Annotated in this window: 11 protein-coding genes and 1 pseudogene; 5 read left to right on the forward strand and 7 right to left on the reverse strand. The window is 70.8% G+C overall.

Annotated features, from left to right (window positions below; genetic code table 11):
• Positions 1–488: 488 nt before the first annotated feature.
• Positions 489–1,823 carry a hypothetical protein gene (locus ACH4LD_RS33710; protein WP_398057764.1) on the reverse strand — a complete coding sequence of 445 codons (1,335 nt, stop codon included), beginning with the start codon at positions 1,821–1,823 and terminating at the stop codon, positions 489–491.
• Between the two features lie 445 nt (positions 1,824–2,268).
• On the opposite strand from ACH4LD_RS33710, the gene ACH4LD_RS33715 reads away from it, so the two are divergent.
• Positions 2,269–2,919, forward strand: a complete 651-nt coding sequence (locus ACH4LD_RS33715) for a flavin reductase family protein (protein WP_398057763.1) — start codon at positions 2,269–2,271, stop codon at positions 2,917–2,919.
• A 312-nt stretch (positions 2,920–3,231) separates the two neighbouring features.
• On the opposite strand, the gene ACH4LD_RS33720 is transcribed toward ACH4LD_RS33715, so the two are convergent.
• Both ACH4LD_RS33720 and ACH4LD_RS33725 read right to left on the reverse strand, forming a co-directional pair.
• Positions 3,232–4,506: a glycoside hydrolase family 6 protein gene (locus ACH4LD_RS33720; RefSeq protein ID WP_398057762.1), complete on the reverse strand. Its 1,275-nt coding sequence runs from the start codon at positions 4,504–4,506 to the stop codon at positions 3,232–3,234.
• 140 nt (positions 4,507–4,646) lie between these two features.
• The gene (locus ACH4LD_RS33725) at positions 4,647–5,612 is read right to left on the reverse strand and encodes a glycoside hydrolase family 6 protein (RefSeq protein ID WP_398057761.1); all 966 of its coding nucleotides are present in this window, start codon (positions 5,610–5,612) and stop codon (positions 4,647–4,649) included.
• A gap of 223 nt (positions 5,613–5,835) precedes the next feature.
• Here ACH4LD_RS33725 and ACH4LD_RS33730 point away from each other — a divergent pair, with 223 nt between their 5' ends.
• Positions 5,836–6,849: a LacI family DNA-binding transcriptional regulator gene (locus ACH4LD_RS33730; RefSeq protein ID WP_398057760.1), complete on the forward strand. Its 1,014-nt coding sequence runs from the start codon at positions 5,836–5,838 to the stop codon at positions 6,847–6,849.
• Positions 6,850–6,926: 77 nt separating this feature from the next.
• Here the strand turns inward: ACH4LD_RS33730 and ACH4LD_RS33735 are convergent, their stop codons facing one another.
• On the reverse strand, positions 6,927–8,537 hold the full coding sequence (locus tag ACH4LD_RS33735; RefSeq protein ID WP_398057758.1) for a glycoside hydrolase 43 family protein: 1,611 nt from the start codon (positions 8,535–8,537) through the stop codon (positions 6,927–6,929).
• Positions 8,538–8,904: 367 nt separating this feature from the next.
• Between ACH4LD_RS33735 and ACH4LD_RS33740 the strand changes: the two genes are divergently transcribed.
• Positions 8,905–10,551, forward strand: coding sequence for a glycoside hydrolase family 27 protein (locus ACH4LD_RS33740; RefSeq protein ID WP_398057757.1), 1,647 nt, complete (start codon positions 8,905–8,907; stop codon positions 10,549–10,551).
• Positions 10,552–10,621: 70 nt separating this feature from the next.
• On the opposite strand, the gene ACH4LD_RS33745 is transcribed toward ACH4LD_RS33740, so the two are convergent.
• Both ACH4LD_RS33745 and ACH4LD_RS33750 read right to left on the reverse strand, forming a co-directional pair.
• Positions 10,622–11,389: an alpha/beta hydrolase gene (locus ACH4LD_RS33745; protein ID WP_398057755.1), complete on the reverse strand. Its 768-nt coding sequence runs from the start codon at positions 11,387–11,389 to the stop codon at positions 10,622–10,624.
• A 534-nt stretch (positions 11,390–11,923) separates the two neighbouring features.
• Positions 11,924–12,829: a hypothetical protein gene (locus ACH4LD_RS33750; RefSeq protein ID WP_398057754.1), complete on the reverse strand. Its 906-nt coding sequence runs from the start codon at positions 12,827–12,829 to the stop codon at positions 11,924–11,926.
• A 289-nt stretch (positions 12,830–13,118) separates the two neighbouring features.
• On the opposite strand from ACH4LD_RS33750, the gene ACH4LD_RS33755 reads away from it, so the two are divergent.
• On the forward strand, positions 13,119–15,089 hold the full coding sequence (locus ACH4LD_RS33755) for a lamin tail domain-containing protein (protein ID WP_398057753.1): 1,971 nt from the start codon (positions 13,119–13,121) through the stop codon (positions 15,087–15,089).
• Positions 15,090–15,841: 752 nt separating this feature from the next.
• A complete protein-coding gene (locus tag ACH4LD_RS33760) occupies positions 15,842–17,905 on the forward strand; it encodes a protein kinase (RefSeq protein ID WP_398057752.1) in 2,064 nt (687 codons plus the stop codon).
• Between the two features lie 175 nt (positions 17,906–18,080).
• Here ACH4LD_RS33760 and ACH4LD_RS33765 read toward each other — a convergent pair.
• Positions 18,081–18,383, reverse strand: a pseudogene (locus ACH4LD_RS33765) (hypothetical protein); the annotation flags it as partial.

Raw genomic sequence — 18,383 nt, forward strand, 5'->3', positions numbered from 1 at the left:
GGGTGCGCATCACTGCGGCCGGCGCGCCGGTGGGGAGTCTTGCGGCCGTACGCGGCCTGTACGGGAAGTCCGACAATCTGCGCGAGCGGATGGCCGACGAGCAGTCCCTCCCGGCCCTGGTGGCCGCCCGGGGCTCCTGTGCCAAGAAGGCCGGTTCACCTACGAGTTCGAAGAGTTCGTCGAGTGGGCCGCCAGTGTCCTCGTCGTCGACCGGCCGCACTGGGAGGAACCCTTCGCCGATCCGCTGATCGCCGCGGTGGTGGTGGCCGCCGCCACCGATCGGCCGGCGGACGACTACTTCGCCGTGGTCTGCCCGGCAAGAACGCCTGCACGGACGCTGGTTCGGCATTGCCGGGCGCTCCCGAAGAGGCCGCGTAGCGCGTGCGTAACCGGCTGCGTCCCCTCTTCCGCCACGGCGAGCCAACGTCGTGGGACGAAGAAGACGAGCCCGTTACCGGGAGGCGCCGACGGCAGGACGGGAGATCTGCCTACGCCCCCACGTGCTCGGCGCACACCGACCGGATTCCCTCCAGCAGCTCCGGGTAGTGCTCGCCGTACGTGTTCACCGCGTGCCACACCGCGTCCAGTGCCGCCCTCAGCGGGACGGGTTCGACGGCGGCGAGCACGGCGGGAAGAGCGAAGTGCGGCTGTGAGATCCGCTCGGGGCCGCGCGGATCGCCGGAGGCGTGCACCACCACGGCGGCGCCGCGCCCCATGCCTCCGGCCGGTGCCGGCCCCTTGCCCCCGGGCATCGTCGGTACGAGCGTGCCCAGTGCCCGGCCGAGGCCCCGCCGCCTTCGCCCGTCGTCCCCCGACTCCACGGCCGGGACCCACGTCCACCCGGCCTCCGCCGGGGCCGTCGCTGGGCGGTACGGCTCTCGCTCGGGAGGTATCGCCTCCAGTACCGACCGCCTCGGGACCCGCGGGTCCGAGCGCAGGATTTCCCACAGTCGGGCCGCGTCTTCGAACGGCGGCGGCAGCGGACGTCTCTCCGCCAACGCGGTGAGCGCCCGGGCGGCCCATGGCACGTCGGTCAGGCCCGCCGCCTCACACGCCCGCCGAGCGGCCAGCAACGCCACCGCACGCTGGACCACGGGACCCGCGGCATCGAGCGCGTGCACCAGCTCGCTGTCGAAGCGGAGCAGTCCGCGGACATTGCCGCCGACACCGCGCAGCGCCTCGCTCGGCAGCCGTCCGCCCCACTCCCACCGCTCGCGGTGCACTCGCCGTTCCTGCACGGCCCGTTCCTCCGCCAGGCGGGCCAGGCGCTCGGTCTCGGCGCGCTGCTCGGGTGTGGGGGGAGGCGGGAGTTCGCGCGCGTGGCGGTGCCAGTACGCGGCGATCCGTGAGGTCTGGCGGACCAAGCGGTCCGGGCTCGGCGGCGCGGGCCAGAACTGCAGGAGGTAGCTGTCCGCCTGTGGCTCCCCGGCCACTCTGGTGTCGAGCTCACGTCCCTCGTCCATCCCCCGGGCGCAGTACCGCACCCGGTAGTCGGTCCGGGCGAGACCCAGGTCCCAGGCGGCCTCGCCCGCCCACTGCACCAGACTGGTGCGTTCCGACACCGGACGGAAGGACACCTCCACCACGTCCTCCCAGACCGGGTCCAGCACAGGGGCCTCGTCGTGGACCTCAACGGTGAAGCCGACGTTGCCCGTGTGCAGTCCGGTGATCAACCAGAGCACACCCGGGACCGCCGCCCCGCACAACCCCCCGCTCTGACCTGCGAACGCCTCGGAGAGGTCCGGGTTCACGCCGTCCGGATCGCTCTCGACGTAGATCTGACCGTAGTGAACGTGCACCTCGCCCGTAACCGGCCTGCGCACGGCACCCCTCCCTTCGTCGCCGCCGGCCTCGGTGACCCTCTGCCGGACGGGCCGTCACATTCCCCGCATCATTCCGCAGGCCACTGACAATGGGTCCGACGACAACGACGCCCGACGCCCCCGCGTGCGTCCGGGGCCGGGACGGTGGCGGGCGGGTCAGGCTCCTGGGCTCTACGGGGCGGCCAAGGCGTGCAGGGCCGGCAGGCGGGCCAGGATCGTCTTCTCCCGGTCGCCCGGGAAGGGCGGTGTCGGTGCGCCACAGCAGGTCGAACAGCGGCAGAGCAGCGCCGTCGCCGCCCTCGGCCCGTGCACTCGGGCCCCTGCGCTCGGGCCCGTGCGGTGATCTCGCCGCCTTGGGGAGGCCGTGCATCGCACACCGGTGGCCGAACCGACGGCGCGGCGTTTCGGCGGGGTGGGATCACGCCTGCCACGGATACTCACGGTCATGCGCGTTGAATTCGATCCGGAGGTCATGGGCAGCGACGCCTTCTACGGGTTCATGACCTCCGTCGTCGTCCCACGCCCCATCGCCTGGGTATCCACGATCACACCCGACGGCACCACCGAGAACCTGGCCCCGCACTCCTTCTTCAGCATCGCCAGCACCGACCCGCCGATCGTCCAGTTCACCTCCATCGGCCGCAAGGACTCGCTGCGCAACGTGGAAGACACAGGCGAGTTCGTCGTCAACTTCTCCTCGGAGCCGTTGCTGCGGATGATCAACGCAACCGCCACCGACTTCCCCCGAACCGTCAGCGAGTTCGACGTCGCGGGCATCGAACGCGAGCCCAGTCTGCGGGTCCGCCCGGCCAGGGTGGCCGCCTCACCCGTCGTGCTGGAGTGCCGTTCACACACGACCTTGCGCATGGGCAACTCCACCCTCGTCTTCGGCCGGGTGCTGCATGCCGCTGTGAAGGAGGAGTACATCGTCGGCGGCCGGCCCGGCTCCGAGCGGCTTCGCCCCCTGGCCAAGCTCGGGGGCGACGAGTGGGGCACGCTGGGGAGCGTCATTCACCTGAACCGCATTCCCTACGAGGAACCCGAAGGAAACGGCTCTCCTCCTCACCCCCCACAGGACCCACCGCCGTCCTCCTGAGCAACGGCCCCGCCCGATCACAGCGGTGCGTCCGTCCGGCAGGTTTCTCCCGCCTCACCCCTTGGTGGAGGTGCCTACCGGTCTCCGGACGCGTGCGCGGAAGCCACCTGCGCCGATCGACGAGGCGGACATCGGCGGCTTCGGCGCTCGACTCCCCTGTCGTGGGCTGGTCCCGGTACGACGGGACCGGGTGGTGGCGGCTTCTCCCTGCCTCCACCTGCTGCCACCCGAGTCGGGGCACGAGTACGGCGTCTCCTTCCTCAGGTACGGGTTCTTCTTCGAGAAGCCGGAGGAGCTCGCAGTCTCGGCCGCTCAGTGGTTGAAGGTCAGGCGCGGTGCCGCGTTGCGGGCCAGGGTGTGGGCCTGGTCGGGCCACCAGGTACCGGCGGGCGGGTCGACGATGCCGTACTCGGGGTCGATGGCGCCGCCGGTGCTGCGGGTGCAGCTGCCGTCGGACTCACCGGGAATCTTGATCCACAGGTAGGCGTCGACGAGGGGTACGCCGGTGTCGGCGGTGGGGCGCGGGCCGAGACCGCGGCCGGGTGCGTTGCACCAGGCCTCCGGGTCCCCGGTGTACTTGCCCGGCTCGGGGGTCCAGGCGCCCAGTCCGTTGCGGCTGGTGTCGATCACGAAGTGCTGCAACCGGTCGGCCGGCGGGGTGCCCACGTTCTGGTCGTACCAGGCGTCGGTCCACCGCCAGGTGGTGGGGTCGGTGGCGGAGACCGCGTTGCCGGGGGTGCCGTCGTTGGGGGCGGTCGCCGAGTAGTACTGGTCGGCGCACCGCTCGGCGTGGCCACGCGCCTCCTCGGGTCCCTCGGTGGCGAACCACATGCACTGGGCGATCCAGGTGCCGTATCTGGCGTTGTGGTCGGTGGGGTGGGTGTTGGACACGTTCAGGGCGAAGCCGTCACTGTGGCGGACCCCGGCGTCCAGCAGCCGCTGGGCCATCTCACCGACGGGCCGCCATTGGACGTTCCCCGCGTCCAGGTAGACGGCGGTGCGCGGTCCGGCCTTCAGGGTCTTCACGGCGTAGGCGAGGTCGGCGATGCGGGCGGCGGTGAGTTCGCCCGTCGGGTCCGTGGTGGGTCCGCAGTCCTTGGGGAGGAGGGCCGTGCCGTCGGGTTCGACGACGACCAGCGCCTTGCTGGTGCCGATGCCGGCGGCGAAGGCGTCGATCCACTGCCGGTAGGCGGCGGAGGATGCGGCTCCGCCACTGGAGTACTGCGTGCAGTCCCGTCCCGGGACGTTGTAGGCGACCAGGACCGGGGTCCGGCCCACGGCCCGGGCCCGGTGGACGAGCTTGCCGACCTTGCCGCGCACCTCGTCGGGCGTGCCCTCGGTGAACCACTCGGCCTGCGGCCAGCTCGCGAGCTCGGCCATGTTGACGGCGTTCTCGGTGTCTCCGTTCCCGAGGTCCGCGAGGGCCTGCTGCGCGGCCTTGCTGTGCGGGTCCACGTAGAACTTCGTGGCCGGGGTGAGCACGTCCTGCGTGGGTGTGGCCTGCGCCTGCGTCGCGGTCAGAGCGGCGCCCGCGGTGAGGGCCGCGACGACGACGGCCGCGCGGCGCCGAAGGCTGCGTGGATTCATGGTTGCTTCCTGGTCGATGTCGATGAGGTGGTGGAGGCAGGTGCCCGCCGCCCGTCGGAAGGCAGGTGCCCGGCGGAAGGCAGGTGCTCGCCGCCCGGCGGACTGCCGACTCCGCCTGTGCGGGCGGCGGGGGTCGCGGATCAGTAGCCGTAGATCATCTTGTAGGCGACCTCGGGGAGGAACTGTCCGGCCGTGGAGCCGGCTCCGACGCCGCAGTTGCCGTCGGACTCGCCCGGGGTCTTGATCCACAGCAGCATCTCGGCGCCTCCGCCCGTCCGGGTGGGGGTGCCGATGCGACGGCCGGCGGGGTTGCACCACTGGCCGTTGGAGCCGTTGCCGTTGCGGCTGGTGTCCACGACGAACGGCTTGGTGTAGCCGTAGCGGGCACTGAGCTCGCTGTTGACGGCGTTGCCGAAGGCGGTGTTCTCGGCGGTCGTGAAGTAGTTGGAGACGTTGAGCGAGAAGCCGTGGGCCTGACGGAGGCCGGCTTCGTTCAGGCGCTGGGCCATGGTCGCCGGGCTGACCCAACCCGGGTTGCCGGCGTCCATGTAGACCCAGGTGTTGGGGGCCTGGCGGCTGAACTGGGTGAGGGCGTTGGTGAGCATGGCCTCCCGTTCGTCGATCTGGGCCTGGGTCATGCAGCCGTAGTCCCCGAGGGAGTCCGGTTCGAGGATGACGACCGCCGGACGGCCCGCGATCCCGCCGGCGAACTGGGCGATCCAGTTCGCGTAGGCGGACGGCGAGGCGGCTCCGCCCGCGGAGTGCCCGCCGCAGTAGTCACGGTTGTAGATGTTGTAGGCGACGAGGACGGGCAGCTTGTCGGCGGAGTCCGCCGCTCCCGCGTACGCCCCCGTGGCCGTGCCGATGGTGCCGCTCCAGGAGCCGAACCAACGGGCCGTCGGCGTGTTGGCGAGGGAGGCGCTGATCGCGGGGGCCCGGCCGTCACCGGGGTTGGCGGCCACCCACCGCTTGGCGCTGGAGTCGGGGTCCACATAGAACCCGCTGGTCATGGTGGTCGGGTCGGCCGCGTGGGCGGACGGTGCGAGGGCGAGCGCGGACGGCAGGGCGCAGAGGGCCGCCACCAGTATCCGGAGTCTGCGGCGCATGGCTGTACCTCGATTTCCTGGGCGGGATTCGAGTGTGTTGGGAGCGCTCCCACTGGAAGCGGTCCCAATCGTGGGGTGGGCTGATTGAGCTGTCAATAGTCGGCACACCAATCCGCCCCAAGGGTTGACGTTCACCGCAATACGAGGCCAGGAGAGGGGAAACTGGAAGCGCTCCCAGGATGGCCACCCCTGGCGTCCCTGACCTGTGGAAGACTCACGGCTCATGGCAGAAGATGCGCCGCGTCGGCAGCCGACGCTCGACGAGGTGGCCGAACGCGCCGGTGTCTCCCGCTCCGTGGCCTCCCGCGCCCTCAACAACGCTCCGCACGTCAGCCGCGCCAAACGTGAGGCCGTCGAGCGGGCCGTGCGGCAACTCGGTTACGTCCCCAACCCGACCGCCCGCGCCCTGGCCACCCGGCAGACGGGAGCGGCCGCCCTGGTCGTCTCGGGAGAAGATCCGTCGATCTTCGCCGATCCCTTCTTCGCCCAGGTCATCGTGGGGGCGTCGGCCGCTCTTGAGGAGGCGGACCTGCATCTGATGCTGTGCCTGGCCGCTTCCGACCGCGGCCGCAAGCGAGTTGCGGAACTCCTTCGCTCCAGGGGCGCCGACGGCGCCATGCTGATGGCGCTGCGCGAGGACGATCCGCTGACCCGGGTGGCCGAGGAGGCGCAGATGCCCGTCGTGTTCGGCGGACGCCCGGTCGGTACGACTCCCCGGTGGTACGTCGACGTCGACAACGTCGGCGGGGCGCGCAAGGCGACCGAGCATCTGCTCTCGCGCGGTCTGACTCGGGTGGCCGCGATCTGCGGGCGGCTGGACACCGAGGCCGGGCGCGCCCGGTACCGCGGCTACAGGGACGCCATGCTCGCCGCCGGCCTCGATCCGTTGCCGCCGCAGGAGGGGGACTTCACCGAGCACAGCGGAGCCGCCGCCATGGCCGCGCTGCTGGCGAACCGCCCTGAGGTGGAGGGCGTGTTCGCAGCCGGCGACAACATGGCGGTGGGAGCGCTGCGCACGCTGCGGAAGGCCGGCCGGCAGGTCCCCGCCGACGTCGCCGTGGTCGGATTCGACGACCTGAGCGTCTCCCGGATCGCCGATCCGCCGCTCACCACCGTCCATCAGCCCGTAGAGGCTCTGGGTCGGGAGATGGCGCGCATGCTGGTCGCGCTCGTCAACGGGCAGCACCCCACCGCGCTGATCCTGCCGACCCACCTGGTCGTCCGCTCCAGTGCCTGACGGCTGTGGCGGGCCCCGGTCGAAGCCGGGGCCCCGGCTGTCAGCAGGTGGTTGGGTGGTGCGATCGGTGGACCGGTTCAGGGCGTGGACAGTTCGAACCGCGTGACGCGGACCGCGCCGCCGAGTGCCTGCGTGGCGTGGTTGAAGAGGGCGAATCGGTAGCCCATGAAGAACCGCCAGTCGTTGCCCATGGAGAAGGCGGGTCCGAGGCGGGTGAAGGTGGTGCCGTCGGTGCTGTAGGAGAAGGTGCCGGGGCGTGGTGCGCCGGGGCGGATGTCCGCGGTCGCGCGCAGCCAGACGGGGCCGCCGGGGACGGGCGCGCTCGCGACCTCGTAGCCGGTGCCGGTGGTGTTCCAGTTGGTGTCCATGGTCAGCCCGGTGACCATCACCACCCGTGTCACGCCGCCGTCGCGTGTGACACCGATCCACGCGGAGGAGTCCCGCAGCAGTGCGAGTCCGGCCCGGTCGCCGTCCCGCATGGCGGAGTGGTCGAGCTGGACGGTGGCCGTGGAGGTGGGGCCCTGGATGCGGCGCGTGAGGGTGTTGCGGGCCCAGTACAGGTCGTTGGTGACGGTGGCCGTCCGCAGGGTCAGCCCGTTGCCGACCGACCACTTGGCGTTGTCCGGGTTGTGGTTCCACTCCCAGTTGGGCTTGAGGGTCGTACCGTCGAAGGTGTCGACGCCGGTCATGGGGGTGACCTGACGGGGCGGAGAGGGCACGGCGGGGCTGGGATACGAGGTGCCCCACGCGCCGTCGACGAGTTGCACGACCGGCCAGCCGTCCGAGGTCCAGGTGACCGGGGCCAGCGCGGGCACCCGGCCGCCGGGATAGGCGTCCACGAAGGCCAGGTAGTACCAGGCGCCGCTCTGCGTCTGCACCAGCCCGCCCTGGTGCGGGACGCCGCCGCCGGGGATCGGCCCGCGCAGGTCGAGCAGGACCTGGCGCATCGTGTAGGGGCCGAAGGGGCCGCTGGACGACTTCAGGACGTACTGACCGTTCGCGGGGCGGGTCAGGAAGATGTAGTACTGCCCGTTGATCTTGTAGAAGCGTGAGCCTTCGAGGGTGCCGACGCTCGACGGCGTCGTGAACACCTGCTGCGTGCGGACCTGGTTGCGGCCGTCGGGCGAGAGCTGGGCCACGCTGATGGTGGTGTTCCCGTACGCCACGTACAGGGAGTCGTCCGTGTCGACGAGCAGCCCCGCGTCGTAGTAGGGCGTGCCGATCGTCGTCAGCCGGTTCCACGGCCCCTCGACGGCGGTCGCGGTGTAGACGTACGTCCGGGTGAAGTCGATCTGGCCGAGCCAGTAGAAGGTCCTGTTGCTCGGCCGGTAGGCCAGTGACGACGCCCAGATCCCTCTGACGTAGCCGCGGGAGCCGTTCAGGTCGTACTTGGCACCGAAGTCGAGCACGGGCACCGAGTGGCCTGCGATCTCCCAGTGCACCAGGTCGTACGAGCGCAGGACGGGCGCGCCCGGCGAGTAGTGCATCGTCGAGGCGGAGGCGTAGTACGTGTCGCCGACACGGATGACGTCGATGTCCGCGAAGTCCTGCCAGATCACCGGGTTCGTGTACGTGGAGGCGGCCGCGTGGGCGGCCCCGTGGGGCAGCAGGGCGCCGGCGACCATGCCGGTGGCGGCCGTCAGCGCGCGCCGACGGGAAAGGTGTTGTTGCGTCCATGACATGTGCATGTACGGCGTTCTCCTCGGCTTCATGGGGCGGAGCGGCTGCCGTGCGTTCGATATACCGGATAAGGGTCGATTTATCGAGCATCCTGGATGATAGGAGAGCGAGCGCGCTCGTCAACACCTCCCGCAGGATTCGGCAAGGCTGCCGAAACGTTCGACACCGGATCCCCGCCAACTGCCGCCGGTCACTTCACCATTGACCCTGGCAAGTCCCCCTTCCGGGTCCGTCGCCCGCGAACCCGGTTGGCTCGTTCGTGCAGTGTTGACATGTTCAGGCTCCTCTCTAATATCCGTGGAACCTCAAGTTTCCGAATGGCACCCGATATTTCGAACCCTCCTGTCCCTTCCTCGCCGTGCCGAAGGAGCCCCCGTGCTCAGACGATCAGGCGGACGACTGCTCCGCCTCCTGGCGGCCGCCGCGCTGACCATCGCCGCGACCGTGACGGCCTCCGCCCAGTCCACCGCCTCGGCCGCGCCGGGCAGCCCCGCGCTCACGCCACCGCTGGGGTGGAACAGCTGGAACAGCTTCGGATGCGGAATCACCGAGGCACAGGTGCGCCAGGCCGCCGACGCGATGGTGTCCTCGGGCATGCGGGACGCCGGCTACCAGTACGTCGTGGTCGACGACTGCTGGTTCGACCCGCAGCGTGACGCGGCAGGCAACCTGCGGGCCGATCCGGTGAAGTTCCCGAGCGGGATGAAGGCACTCGGCGACTACATCCACGGCAAGGGCCTGAAGTTCGGGATCTACCAGGTGCCGGGCGAACGCACCTGCGCGCAGACCAGCGGCGCCTATCCTGGCTCGACCGGCAGCAGGGGGCACGAGGCCCAGGACGCCGCCGCGTTCGCCTCCTGGGGCGTCGACTACCTCAAGTACGACTGGTGTTCCTCCAGCGGCACCCGCGACGAGCAGGTCGCGCGGTTCACGCTGATGCGTGACGCCCTGCGCGCCACCGGCCGGCCGATCGTCTACTCCATCAACCCCAACAGCTTCCACGCCATCACCGGCTCGACCTACAACTGGGGCGAGGTCGCCGACCTGTGGCGGACGACCGAGGACCTGCTCGACATCTGGCAGAACGGCAACACCAACAGCTACCCGATGGGTGTCGGGAACGTCCTGGACGTCACCGCGCCGCTGGCGGCGCAGTCGGGTCCTGGACACTGGAACGACCCGGACATGCTGGTCGTCGGCCGTCCGGGCCTGACACTGGCCGAGTCCCGCTCCCACTTCGCCCTCTGGGCACTGCTGAGCGCCCCCCTCATGGCCGGAAACGACATCCGCACCATGTCCGCCGACGTGAGCGCGATCCTGCGCAACCCGCGTCTGCTGGCGGTGAACCAGGATCCGCTGGGCGCGGGCGGGCGCAGGATACGCGACGACGGCGCCACCGAGGTGTTCGCCAAACCCCTGTCGGACGGCTCGGTCGCCGTGGGCCTGTTCAACCGGGGAGGCGGCACCGCGACGGTCACCGCGACCGCCGCGCAAGTCGGCCTCTCCGGCGGCCCGTTCACCCTCACCGACCTGTGGACCGGCGGCACGTCGAGCACGTCCGGGCAGATTTCGGCGAGCGTCCCCGCCCACGGCGTGGCCGTGTTCCGGGTGACCGGCGGCAGCCCCCTTGCCGCCACCACCTCACGTCTGCGGGGCAGCGCGTCCGACCGCTGCGCGGACGTGGACAACGCATCCACCACCGCCGGTGCGACGGTACTGCTCTGGGACTGCCACACGGCCGCCAACCAGCTGTGGACCGCGTGGACCGGCGGGGAGATCCGCGTCTACGGCGACAAGTGCCTGGACGCCTACGACCAGGGCACCGCCAACGGTACCCGCGTCATCACCTGGCCCTGCAACGGCCAGAACAACCAGAAGTGGACCTTCGGTCAGGACGGGTCGATCCGCAACGTCCACGCGGGCCTGTGCCTCGACGCCGACGGGGCCGACACCGCCGACGGAACGCCGCTGGTCCTGTGGACCTGCAACGGCCAGGCCGGCCAGAAGTGGACCCGCGCCTGAACAAGGGGCCCCATGGCCGAGCGGTAGCGGCGCCCGGCCGGCGGTAGGCCGGGCGCCGTGACCGCGCCCGTCAGGCCGGCGAGGTGACCGCTCGGCCGAAGTGCCGGGCGAAGAACCGGACCGCGCTGTCGGCCTCGAACCTGGGGAGCTCCTTGTGCCTGCCCGAGTTCACATGCAACGACTTCTCCTTCGAGGCGAAGGCGTCGAACAGGGCGAGACCCTCTTCGCGGGAGATGTGCTCGTCGTCCCACTGGAGGTCGAACTCGATCGGAACGGTGATCTGCTTCGCCTTCTCGGCCAGGACGTCGGGCCAGTGCTGGCCGAAGACCGCGGCGGTGATCCTGGGTTCGACCGCCACGAACGGTATGCCGATCGCGGTGCCCATGTTCAGGCCCCAGAAGCCGACCGGCCCGCCGGTGCCGATCTCGGGAAGTTCCTGGAGAGCGTCCAGGGTTGCCCGGTACTCGGGTACGGCGAGCTCGGCCAGGTGGTCGTTGTAGCGCACGACGATCGGGCCTTCCGGCTCGCCCGCCGCCCGCGCCCGGAACAGCTCGGCGATTTCCGCCTCGTCGTGCGCCGTGCGCGGCCGGTCGCCGTGACCGGGCGCGTCGATGACGGCGACGTGGAAGCCGCAACCGGTCACGAGGAGCCGGGCGCGGCCCGACATCGCCGGGTGCTTCTTGTGGTTGCCGCCACCGTGGGCCAGCAGGACCAGGGGCGCGCGATCGGCCGTGCCGGAAGCCGGCGACCAGAGAACGCCAGGGACGCCGCCCACGGTGAAGTCGCGTTCGACCACGCCGTTCGACGACGACTCGGCGGTGAACCGAAGAGAGTGCATGGATTGTTGCCTTTCGGGAGTGCCTTGGTGTCGAGGCGCTCCCGGCGACACCTACGTCAATCGCCGGCCGTGATCGGATGGGGGAGCACCCACGTCGATACAGCGTTCACGGGTCTCACCTCCTCGGGCGGTGTCACGGTCGACTGAACGCTACCAGCCCGATGATCAGCCATCGACTCCTTTTCCCGTTCTCCCGCCACGTCGTCACGACTCCGGACAGGGCCTACGTGAGGCGAGATCCCGCCTCGAAGTCGATCTGCCTGATGGTCCACTGCGAGAGCCCCGAACTGAACACCCACAGGACAGGGGATCCGGACGGGTCCCGCCACCCCCGTGACGCCGCCGCCACCGGTGCCGCCGACGGGCTCGTCAGCGCCCGGCCGGCCGGGCGTCTTCCACAGCCGGCACCGCGCAGGTGGCGGCGACACGAGCGGTACGGCCCCGTGCGGGCGCGGTCAGGCGGCATCGGGTGCCCGCGCCGCACCCGGCCGCGCCTGACAGCGCCCCGGGACAGGGGCCGAGGGGCGTCTCCGCTCACGTGACGATGGTGGCCAGTCCGACGATGCCGATGAGATAGATCACCACCGCGGCGATGCTGTCGACGCCCATGCGCGCGTACTGGCGGCGCGGACGGAAGATCCGCCCCGCCATGTGGACCACGGTCAGGATGATTCCGAGCGCGGTGAGGTAGATGTCGGTGTCGTGCGCGGCCGGCAGTACCGGCTCGCCGGAGATCACGGTGGCGAGCAGGAACAGCACGGGCAGGAAGGCGTTGCCGCCGAAGATGTCGCTGACGGGGAGCTGGTAGTCACCCGGCTTCGTGGAGGTCAGGCCGGTGCTCACCTCCGGCAGGGAGGTGGCCGCCGTCGGCACGGTCGCGCCGAACAGCGCACCACTCAGTCCCTGACGGGCGAAGAAATCCTCACCTCTGCGCTCGATCACGACACCGGCCACGAGAGTGGCCGGCGCGGACACGCCGAGGACCAGCCCGGCGCGAGCGGTGCTCACGCCCTTGTCGCTGGCGGCCTTCTCCTTCTTGCCCCTGGAATGGCCGCGTGGTTCGGGCCGGCTGTCCGGGGCGTCTTCGCCCTCCCGCCACGGCAGACCCCGGCCGGCCCGGTCGAGCAGGATCAGACCGATCACCCACAGGACGGCGATCGCCACCGAAGCGGGGGCCGGACGGGCGGCGTGCAGATGGGGAGAGAGCTGGGTGCCCATCACCACCACGGCCAGGACGACGACCACCATGGCCCCCTCCGGGACCAGCTGAAGACTGGCCGCGACGCGGGTCAGCGGGGCGCGCGGGCGGACCCCGGCCGCGTCCAGCACCGCCACGACGACGGTCTGGATGGCGATGCCGCCCAGACGGCCCGCCCCGGCCCCCGAGCCGCCGCCGGCTGCGACAGCCGCCGTGACCTCCGCACAGCTCGCCCGGGGCACAGCAACGCGTCAAGGACGTCACCCCCGTGGACGCGGACACGGACGAGGGGCCCGACCCGTACCCGGCTTCGGGTCACTCACTCTGCCTGTGCTCAGGTCGCCGCGTCCTCGCTCGTGACGATGCGCGCCCGGCAATGCGCGGCTGGCGTGTGCGCTTGGTGATGCGCGCTTGGTGATGCGCGCTTGGTGTGCGCACCCGGCGATGTGCCCCTGTCGTTCTGGTGGTCAGCAGGCGGCATTCAGTCGAAGTACACGCCGTTTCAACGTCGTTTCACCAGAGTTCCGCCTCGTGCCTACTTCACACTCACGCGTCGGCGTCGCCTCGGTGTGCGCCGCGGCCTTGACGTTCACAGGACTGGTCGCCACCGGGCTGGTCGCCGCTCAGCCCGCGGCTGCCGCTGACCCGGCCGGTTACCAGAACGTTCGCATCAACGAGGTCACCTCCTCGAACAATGACACCGTGGAGCTGTACAACTCCGGCTCCACCGCGGTGAGCCTCAGCGGCTGGAAGGTGTCCGACGACAGCTTCTCGCCGCAGTCGTTCAGCCCGTCCGCCACCACGATCCCTGCCGGCGGGTTCGTCACCTTCAACTCGCCCAAGGGGCTGGGTGACTCGGACAAGTTGGTGATCTACACGGCCGGCGGCGCCGCGGTCGACCGCGTCGAGTGGGCCACCGACAAGGCGAAACCGGCCATGGCACGCTGCGGGGGCGACGGCACCGGCGCATGGGTGACCGCGACTACCGCGACCACGTTCGGCGCCGCGAACGCCTCGGGCTGCCCGTCGTCCATCCCGTCGGTGAGCCAGGTGCGGATCAATGAGGTCACCTCCGACGGCTCGGACACCGTGGAGCTGTACAACGGCGGAACGAGCGCGGTCAGCATCGGGTCGTGGAAGTACGTCGACAACGACACCAGTCACTCCCCGGTCTCGATCTCGTCCTCCTCTCCGAGCGCGACGAGCATCCCCGCGCGCGGCTACATCACGTTCAACTCCACCCTCGGTCTGGGCGACAACGACTCGCTCTTCCTCCTCGACAGCAACGGGACCACCGTCGACTCGGTGACCTGGGCCACCGACGGCGCCAAGCCGTCCGACGAGCGCTGCACGAACGGCACCGGCTGGTTCCAGACCTCCACGACCGCGACGTTCGGCAGCGCCAACTCCTGTACCGGCGGTGGCAGTGGCGGCGGCCAGACCGGCCATCTGCTGGGCGGCGGGGGCTCGCTGACCAGCGGCTGCACCCCTGAGGCGCCCTCCGGCACGGGCTCGACTCCGCCGGGCACGCCGGCGTGGCCGGGCGGCCTGGACGTCACGATCACCGACAACGTCTGCGCGTTCACCACGTCCACCGGCCCGGAGGGCCGGGATGTGAGCGGGCTGGCGTTCGACCCGGCGAACCCGTCGGTGCTGTGGGCCGCGAAGAACAAGAACTGGCTGTACAAGCTGGTCAAGAGCAACGGCAAGTGGGTCCCGGACCCGTCGTGGAGCGCGACCGGCAAGCAGATCCGGTTCGCGGGTGGCTCGGGCCAGCCGGACTCCGAGGGAGTCACGGTCGGCGGCAATGGCCACATCTACGTGACGTCCGAGCGTGACAACGCCGACAACACGGTTCCCAAGGACACCATCATGGAGTTCGACCCGGCCGCGGCCGGATCGACGCTGACGCCGGTCCACCAGTGGGACATGACGTCGCAGTTCCCCCAGCTCGACACGGGCAGCAAGGACGACGCCAACCTGGGCTTCGAGGGCGTCGGCTACGTGCCCGACAGCTGGCTCACCGCGAACGGCTGGGTCGACCCGCTCACCGGGGCCGCGTACAACCCGGCGAACTACCCGCTGCACGGGTCGGGCCTGTACTTCGCCGGTCTGGAGTGGGACGGCACGTTGCACGTCTACGGTCTGAACTCCGACGGCACGTTCACCACGTTCGGCACCGTCTCGACCGGCAAGGCGTCCGTGATGGACGTGATGTTCGACGCCGGGACCCAGCGCATCGTCGCGACCTGCGACAACACCTGCGGCGAGACGCACACTTTCATGAAGGTCAACGCAGCCGGCACGATCGTGCCGGACGTGACCTACACGAATCCGGCCGTCATGCCGACCGACAATCTGGAGGGCTTCGCTCTCGCGCCTGCGTCGACCTGCGCCAACGGGTTCCGCGAGGCGGTCTGGAGCGATGACGGCGTCTACGGCTTCGGCGCCGGAAGCTCCTCCTACGGACACGCCCTCTACAGCGGCACTTTCCCCTGCTGATCCCCTGACCGCAGGAGACGGCTCACGCACGGGGCCGCCTCCAGGCGATGCCGGGCCAGGACCGGAAACGCTCCCAGCTCGTAGGTGAAGATGAAGCTCCCGGAAGACGGTGTCATGACCGCCCACTGACTACCGGGAGCTTCGTCGTACTCGTCCTCCTCCCGCTCCACCCTCCCGCTCCTCGACCAGCTCCCTCGGGTGCGTTCCCGCCGGTCGGTGAACGATCGCTCGCCAGCGGGGCGGGCGGTGCCGCCCGAGCTCGCGGAAGGGTGCCATCGGCGTCCTCGGCGAGGATGCGGTAGACGGTGGCGCCCCCGGACGACCGTGACGCTTCGCCCGGGCGGGATGCGGGTCAGAGGCTGTAGAAGGACTCGTTGGACCGGTACAGCCGCCCCGGCGTCGCCCAGGCCCTCCCCGGCCCGGCGCGCGCGGGCAATTGAAGCACCACCCGACCCCGCCCCGAGCTTCCGGCCGACTGGCAGGACGCGCCTGCGCCGCTCGCGAGTGAACACCTCTTCGCCCAGGGCCCGTCGGCACTCCAGGCTCTCGGCGCTGTGTGCGGCCACGCACCGGAGGCCGCGGCAGCCGAGCCGGTACGGGGTCGCCGCAAAGGGCTTGCCGCGGTGCGACACGGCGGGCGAGCACCATATCCACGGCCGGGTGCGACCCGGGACCCGTTTCACCTGGTTATGTGATCATGATATACACCTTCACATCTTCTTCACTGTACGTTTCCTAGGCTGGGACTCCTCGTGAGCGCTGCTGGTTCCGGCGGGCGGGTGCAACCCGCCCGCCCCGGTGATCCCTCCCGTGTCGGCCCGTACCGGATCATCGGCCGCCTCGGCTCCGGCGGCATGGGGACCGTCCATGCCGGTCTCACCGCCGACGGGCTCAGGGTCGCCGTCAAGGTGATCCACCCTGCACAGGCCGAAGACCCGGAGTTCCGGGCCCGGTTCCGCCGCGAGGTACAGCTGTCCGCGCGCGTGCAGGGGCCGTGCCTCGTGCCGCTGCTCGCCGCCGACCCCGAAGCCGACGCGCCCTGGCTGGCGACCGCATACGCCCCGGGCCCCACCCTCAACCAGTACCTGGCCGACCACGGCCCCCTGACCGGCGGCACCTTGTACGCCTTCGCGACGGGTACGGCCCAAGCCCTGGCGGCCGTCCACGAGGCCGGCGTCGTCCACCGGGACGTGAAGCCGCAGAACGTCATCCTCACTCCGGCCGGCCCTCGCGTCCTCGACTTCGGCATCGCCCGCGCCGCCGACGGCACGAGCGTGACCCGGACGGGCGTCATGACCGGCACCCCCGGCTGGATCAGCCCCGAGTACTACCGCACCAGCACCGCCGGGCCGGAGGGCGACATGTTCGCCTGGGGCGCGCTCGTCGCCTACGCCGCCACCGGCCGGCTCCCGTTCGGTACCGGCGCGCCGGACGTGGTCGCGTTCCGTGTGATGTCCGGGGACCCCGACCTGGACGGTGTGTCCGAGGACCTCCGCGACATCGTGGAGAGCGCCCTCGCGAAGGAACCCGCCGACCGGATATCCGCCGCCTCGGCCTCCCAGGAGTGCTCGCGGCTCCTCGCCTCGCAGGCCACCCAGGTCCTCGCGGGCGGCGACGCATCGCCACCCACCCGGGTCGGCGAACTGGTCACGGCCGTGTGGGAGATGCCCGCCGTGGACGACCCCACCTGGCACGCCCCTTCCCCGCCCTCCCGCGGACGGGCCGTCACGACCGTGCTCGTGGCCGCCGCCGTGATCGGCGCTCTCGCCGGAGGCGCCTTGGCCATTCCGGCCGCCTTCCCGAACGGCAAGGACCGAGGCGGCGCGCGGGACGCCGGCGCCGGCCGGTCGACCGCGTCCCCGGCCCGGCACGCCGGTGGCGCCACCGGGCCCACCGGGACCCCTGGCCCCGCTGCGGCGACGCGGACCGCTGCCGATCCGCGCGGGCTGCGCGTACCGACCGATCCGCTGGCGGGCGTGGCCCACCCGGCCTTCACACGGTCCGGTGACGAGGCCCAGCCGTCGGACGACGAGTGGAGGGCGAGCACCACCGCGAGCACCCAGGAGGAGAAGGACACCGCCCGGGTGATCGAGGACGACGTGAGGTCCATGCTCGCCACCAAGGGCCTCGACCACCTCACGGCCACGGTCACGTTCAACCGGCGTGCGCAGACCGTGATGGTGACCGGCGGGCCGGTCTCCCAGCTGCCCGAGGACGACCAGGAGGTGTTCCGCAGAGCGGGAGAGACGGCATCCTGCACCGCTCTCGCGCGCCGCCTCCAGGGCAGCCCCACCACCTGGCCCTACGGCCGTTACTCCGTCTTCTGGAAGAACTACGACGACGACACCGAGGCGGACGTCCTCGGCTTCGGGCAGGCCACCGACGGGTGCTACAACGAGGTCGCCGGGCAGTGGCGGGGGGACGAGTCCGGTATGGCGACCGCGCAGATACCCAGTACCGACAAGGACGAGATCCGGGTCGCCGACGCCACGGACAAGGCCATCACCGCCGCGTGGAGGACCCGGGTCGCCGAGGGCAACGGCGTGGACCCCTCCGCCGCGGACGACGACATCAGCCTCGGGTTCGACCCGGCCGAGAAGGCCGCGTACGTGTGGATCCGGGACACCTATGGAGCGCTGATCGGCCGCGCCCAGCGAGACAACTTCCAGGACGTCGCCCGAAGGACCGCCTGCGGGAAGCTGAGGGACGAGTACAGCAGGAACCGGTCCTGGCAGTACATCCGCTGGTCCGTGGCCGTCTACGGCGGGAACACGGCGACCCCCGAGTTCATCGGCTCGGGTGACTGCCTCTCCTGACCGCTCCTCGTCACTTCGACGCAGCGTCGGGAGAACAGGGCCGAGACGACCGCCTCACCGTAGGCGGCACTCAGCCCGGAGCTCCGCGCCGGAAAGCCGGCGATGACCCTGGCCCGGCTGTCTCCCCGACTCCGGGTGGCCACTCCTCCGCCCGGGTCTCACGCCGCCAGGGAAATCACTTCACTACGACGTTGTCCCCGGCCGAAGTCGACGGTCCGGTGGTGGTGTTGCCGTAGTACGCCCAGCGCCACGTGCCCGTCCTGGACGCCTTCACGGTCGTCCTGAGATCGCCCGAGCCGTTCGCGTACACCTTCTTCACCGTGGTGTAGGAGGTGGCTCCGGTGGGCTTGAACTGCAGGCTCACCAGGCGGCCCCCGTAGGAGGCGTACTTCCTGGTCTCCCAGTTGGCTCGCGTGACCTTCCCGGTCACAGTGATGGTGCGGCCCCTGGTCACCGGCTCGGGTGAGGCGTTCACGGT

This window comes from Streptomyces sp. NPDC017676 (genome assembly GCF_044329325.1).
In the GTDB taxonomy this organism is placed as follows: Bacteria; Actinomycetota; Actinomycetes; order Streptomycetales; family Streptomycetaceae; genus Streptomyces.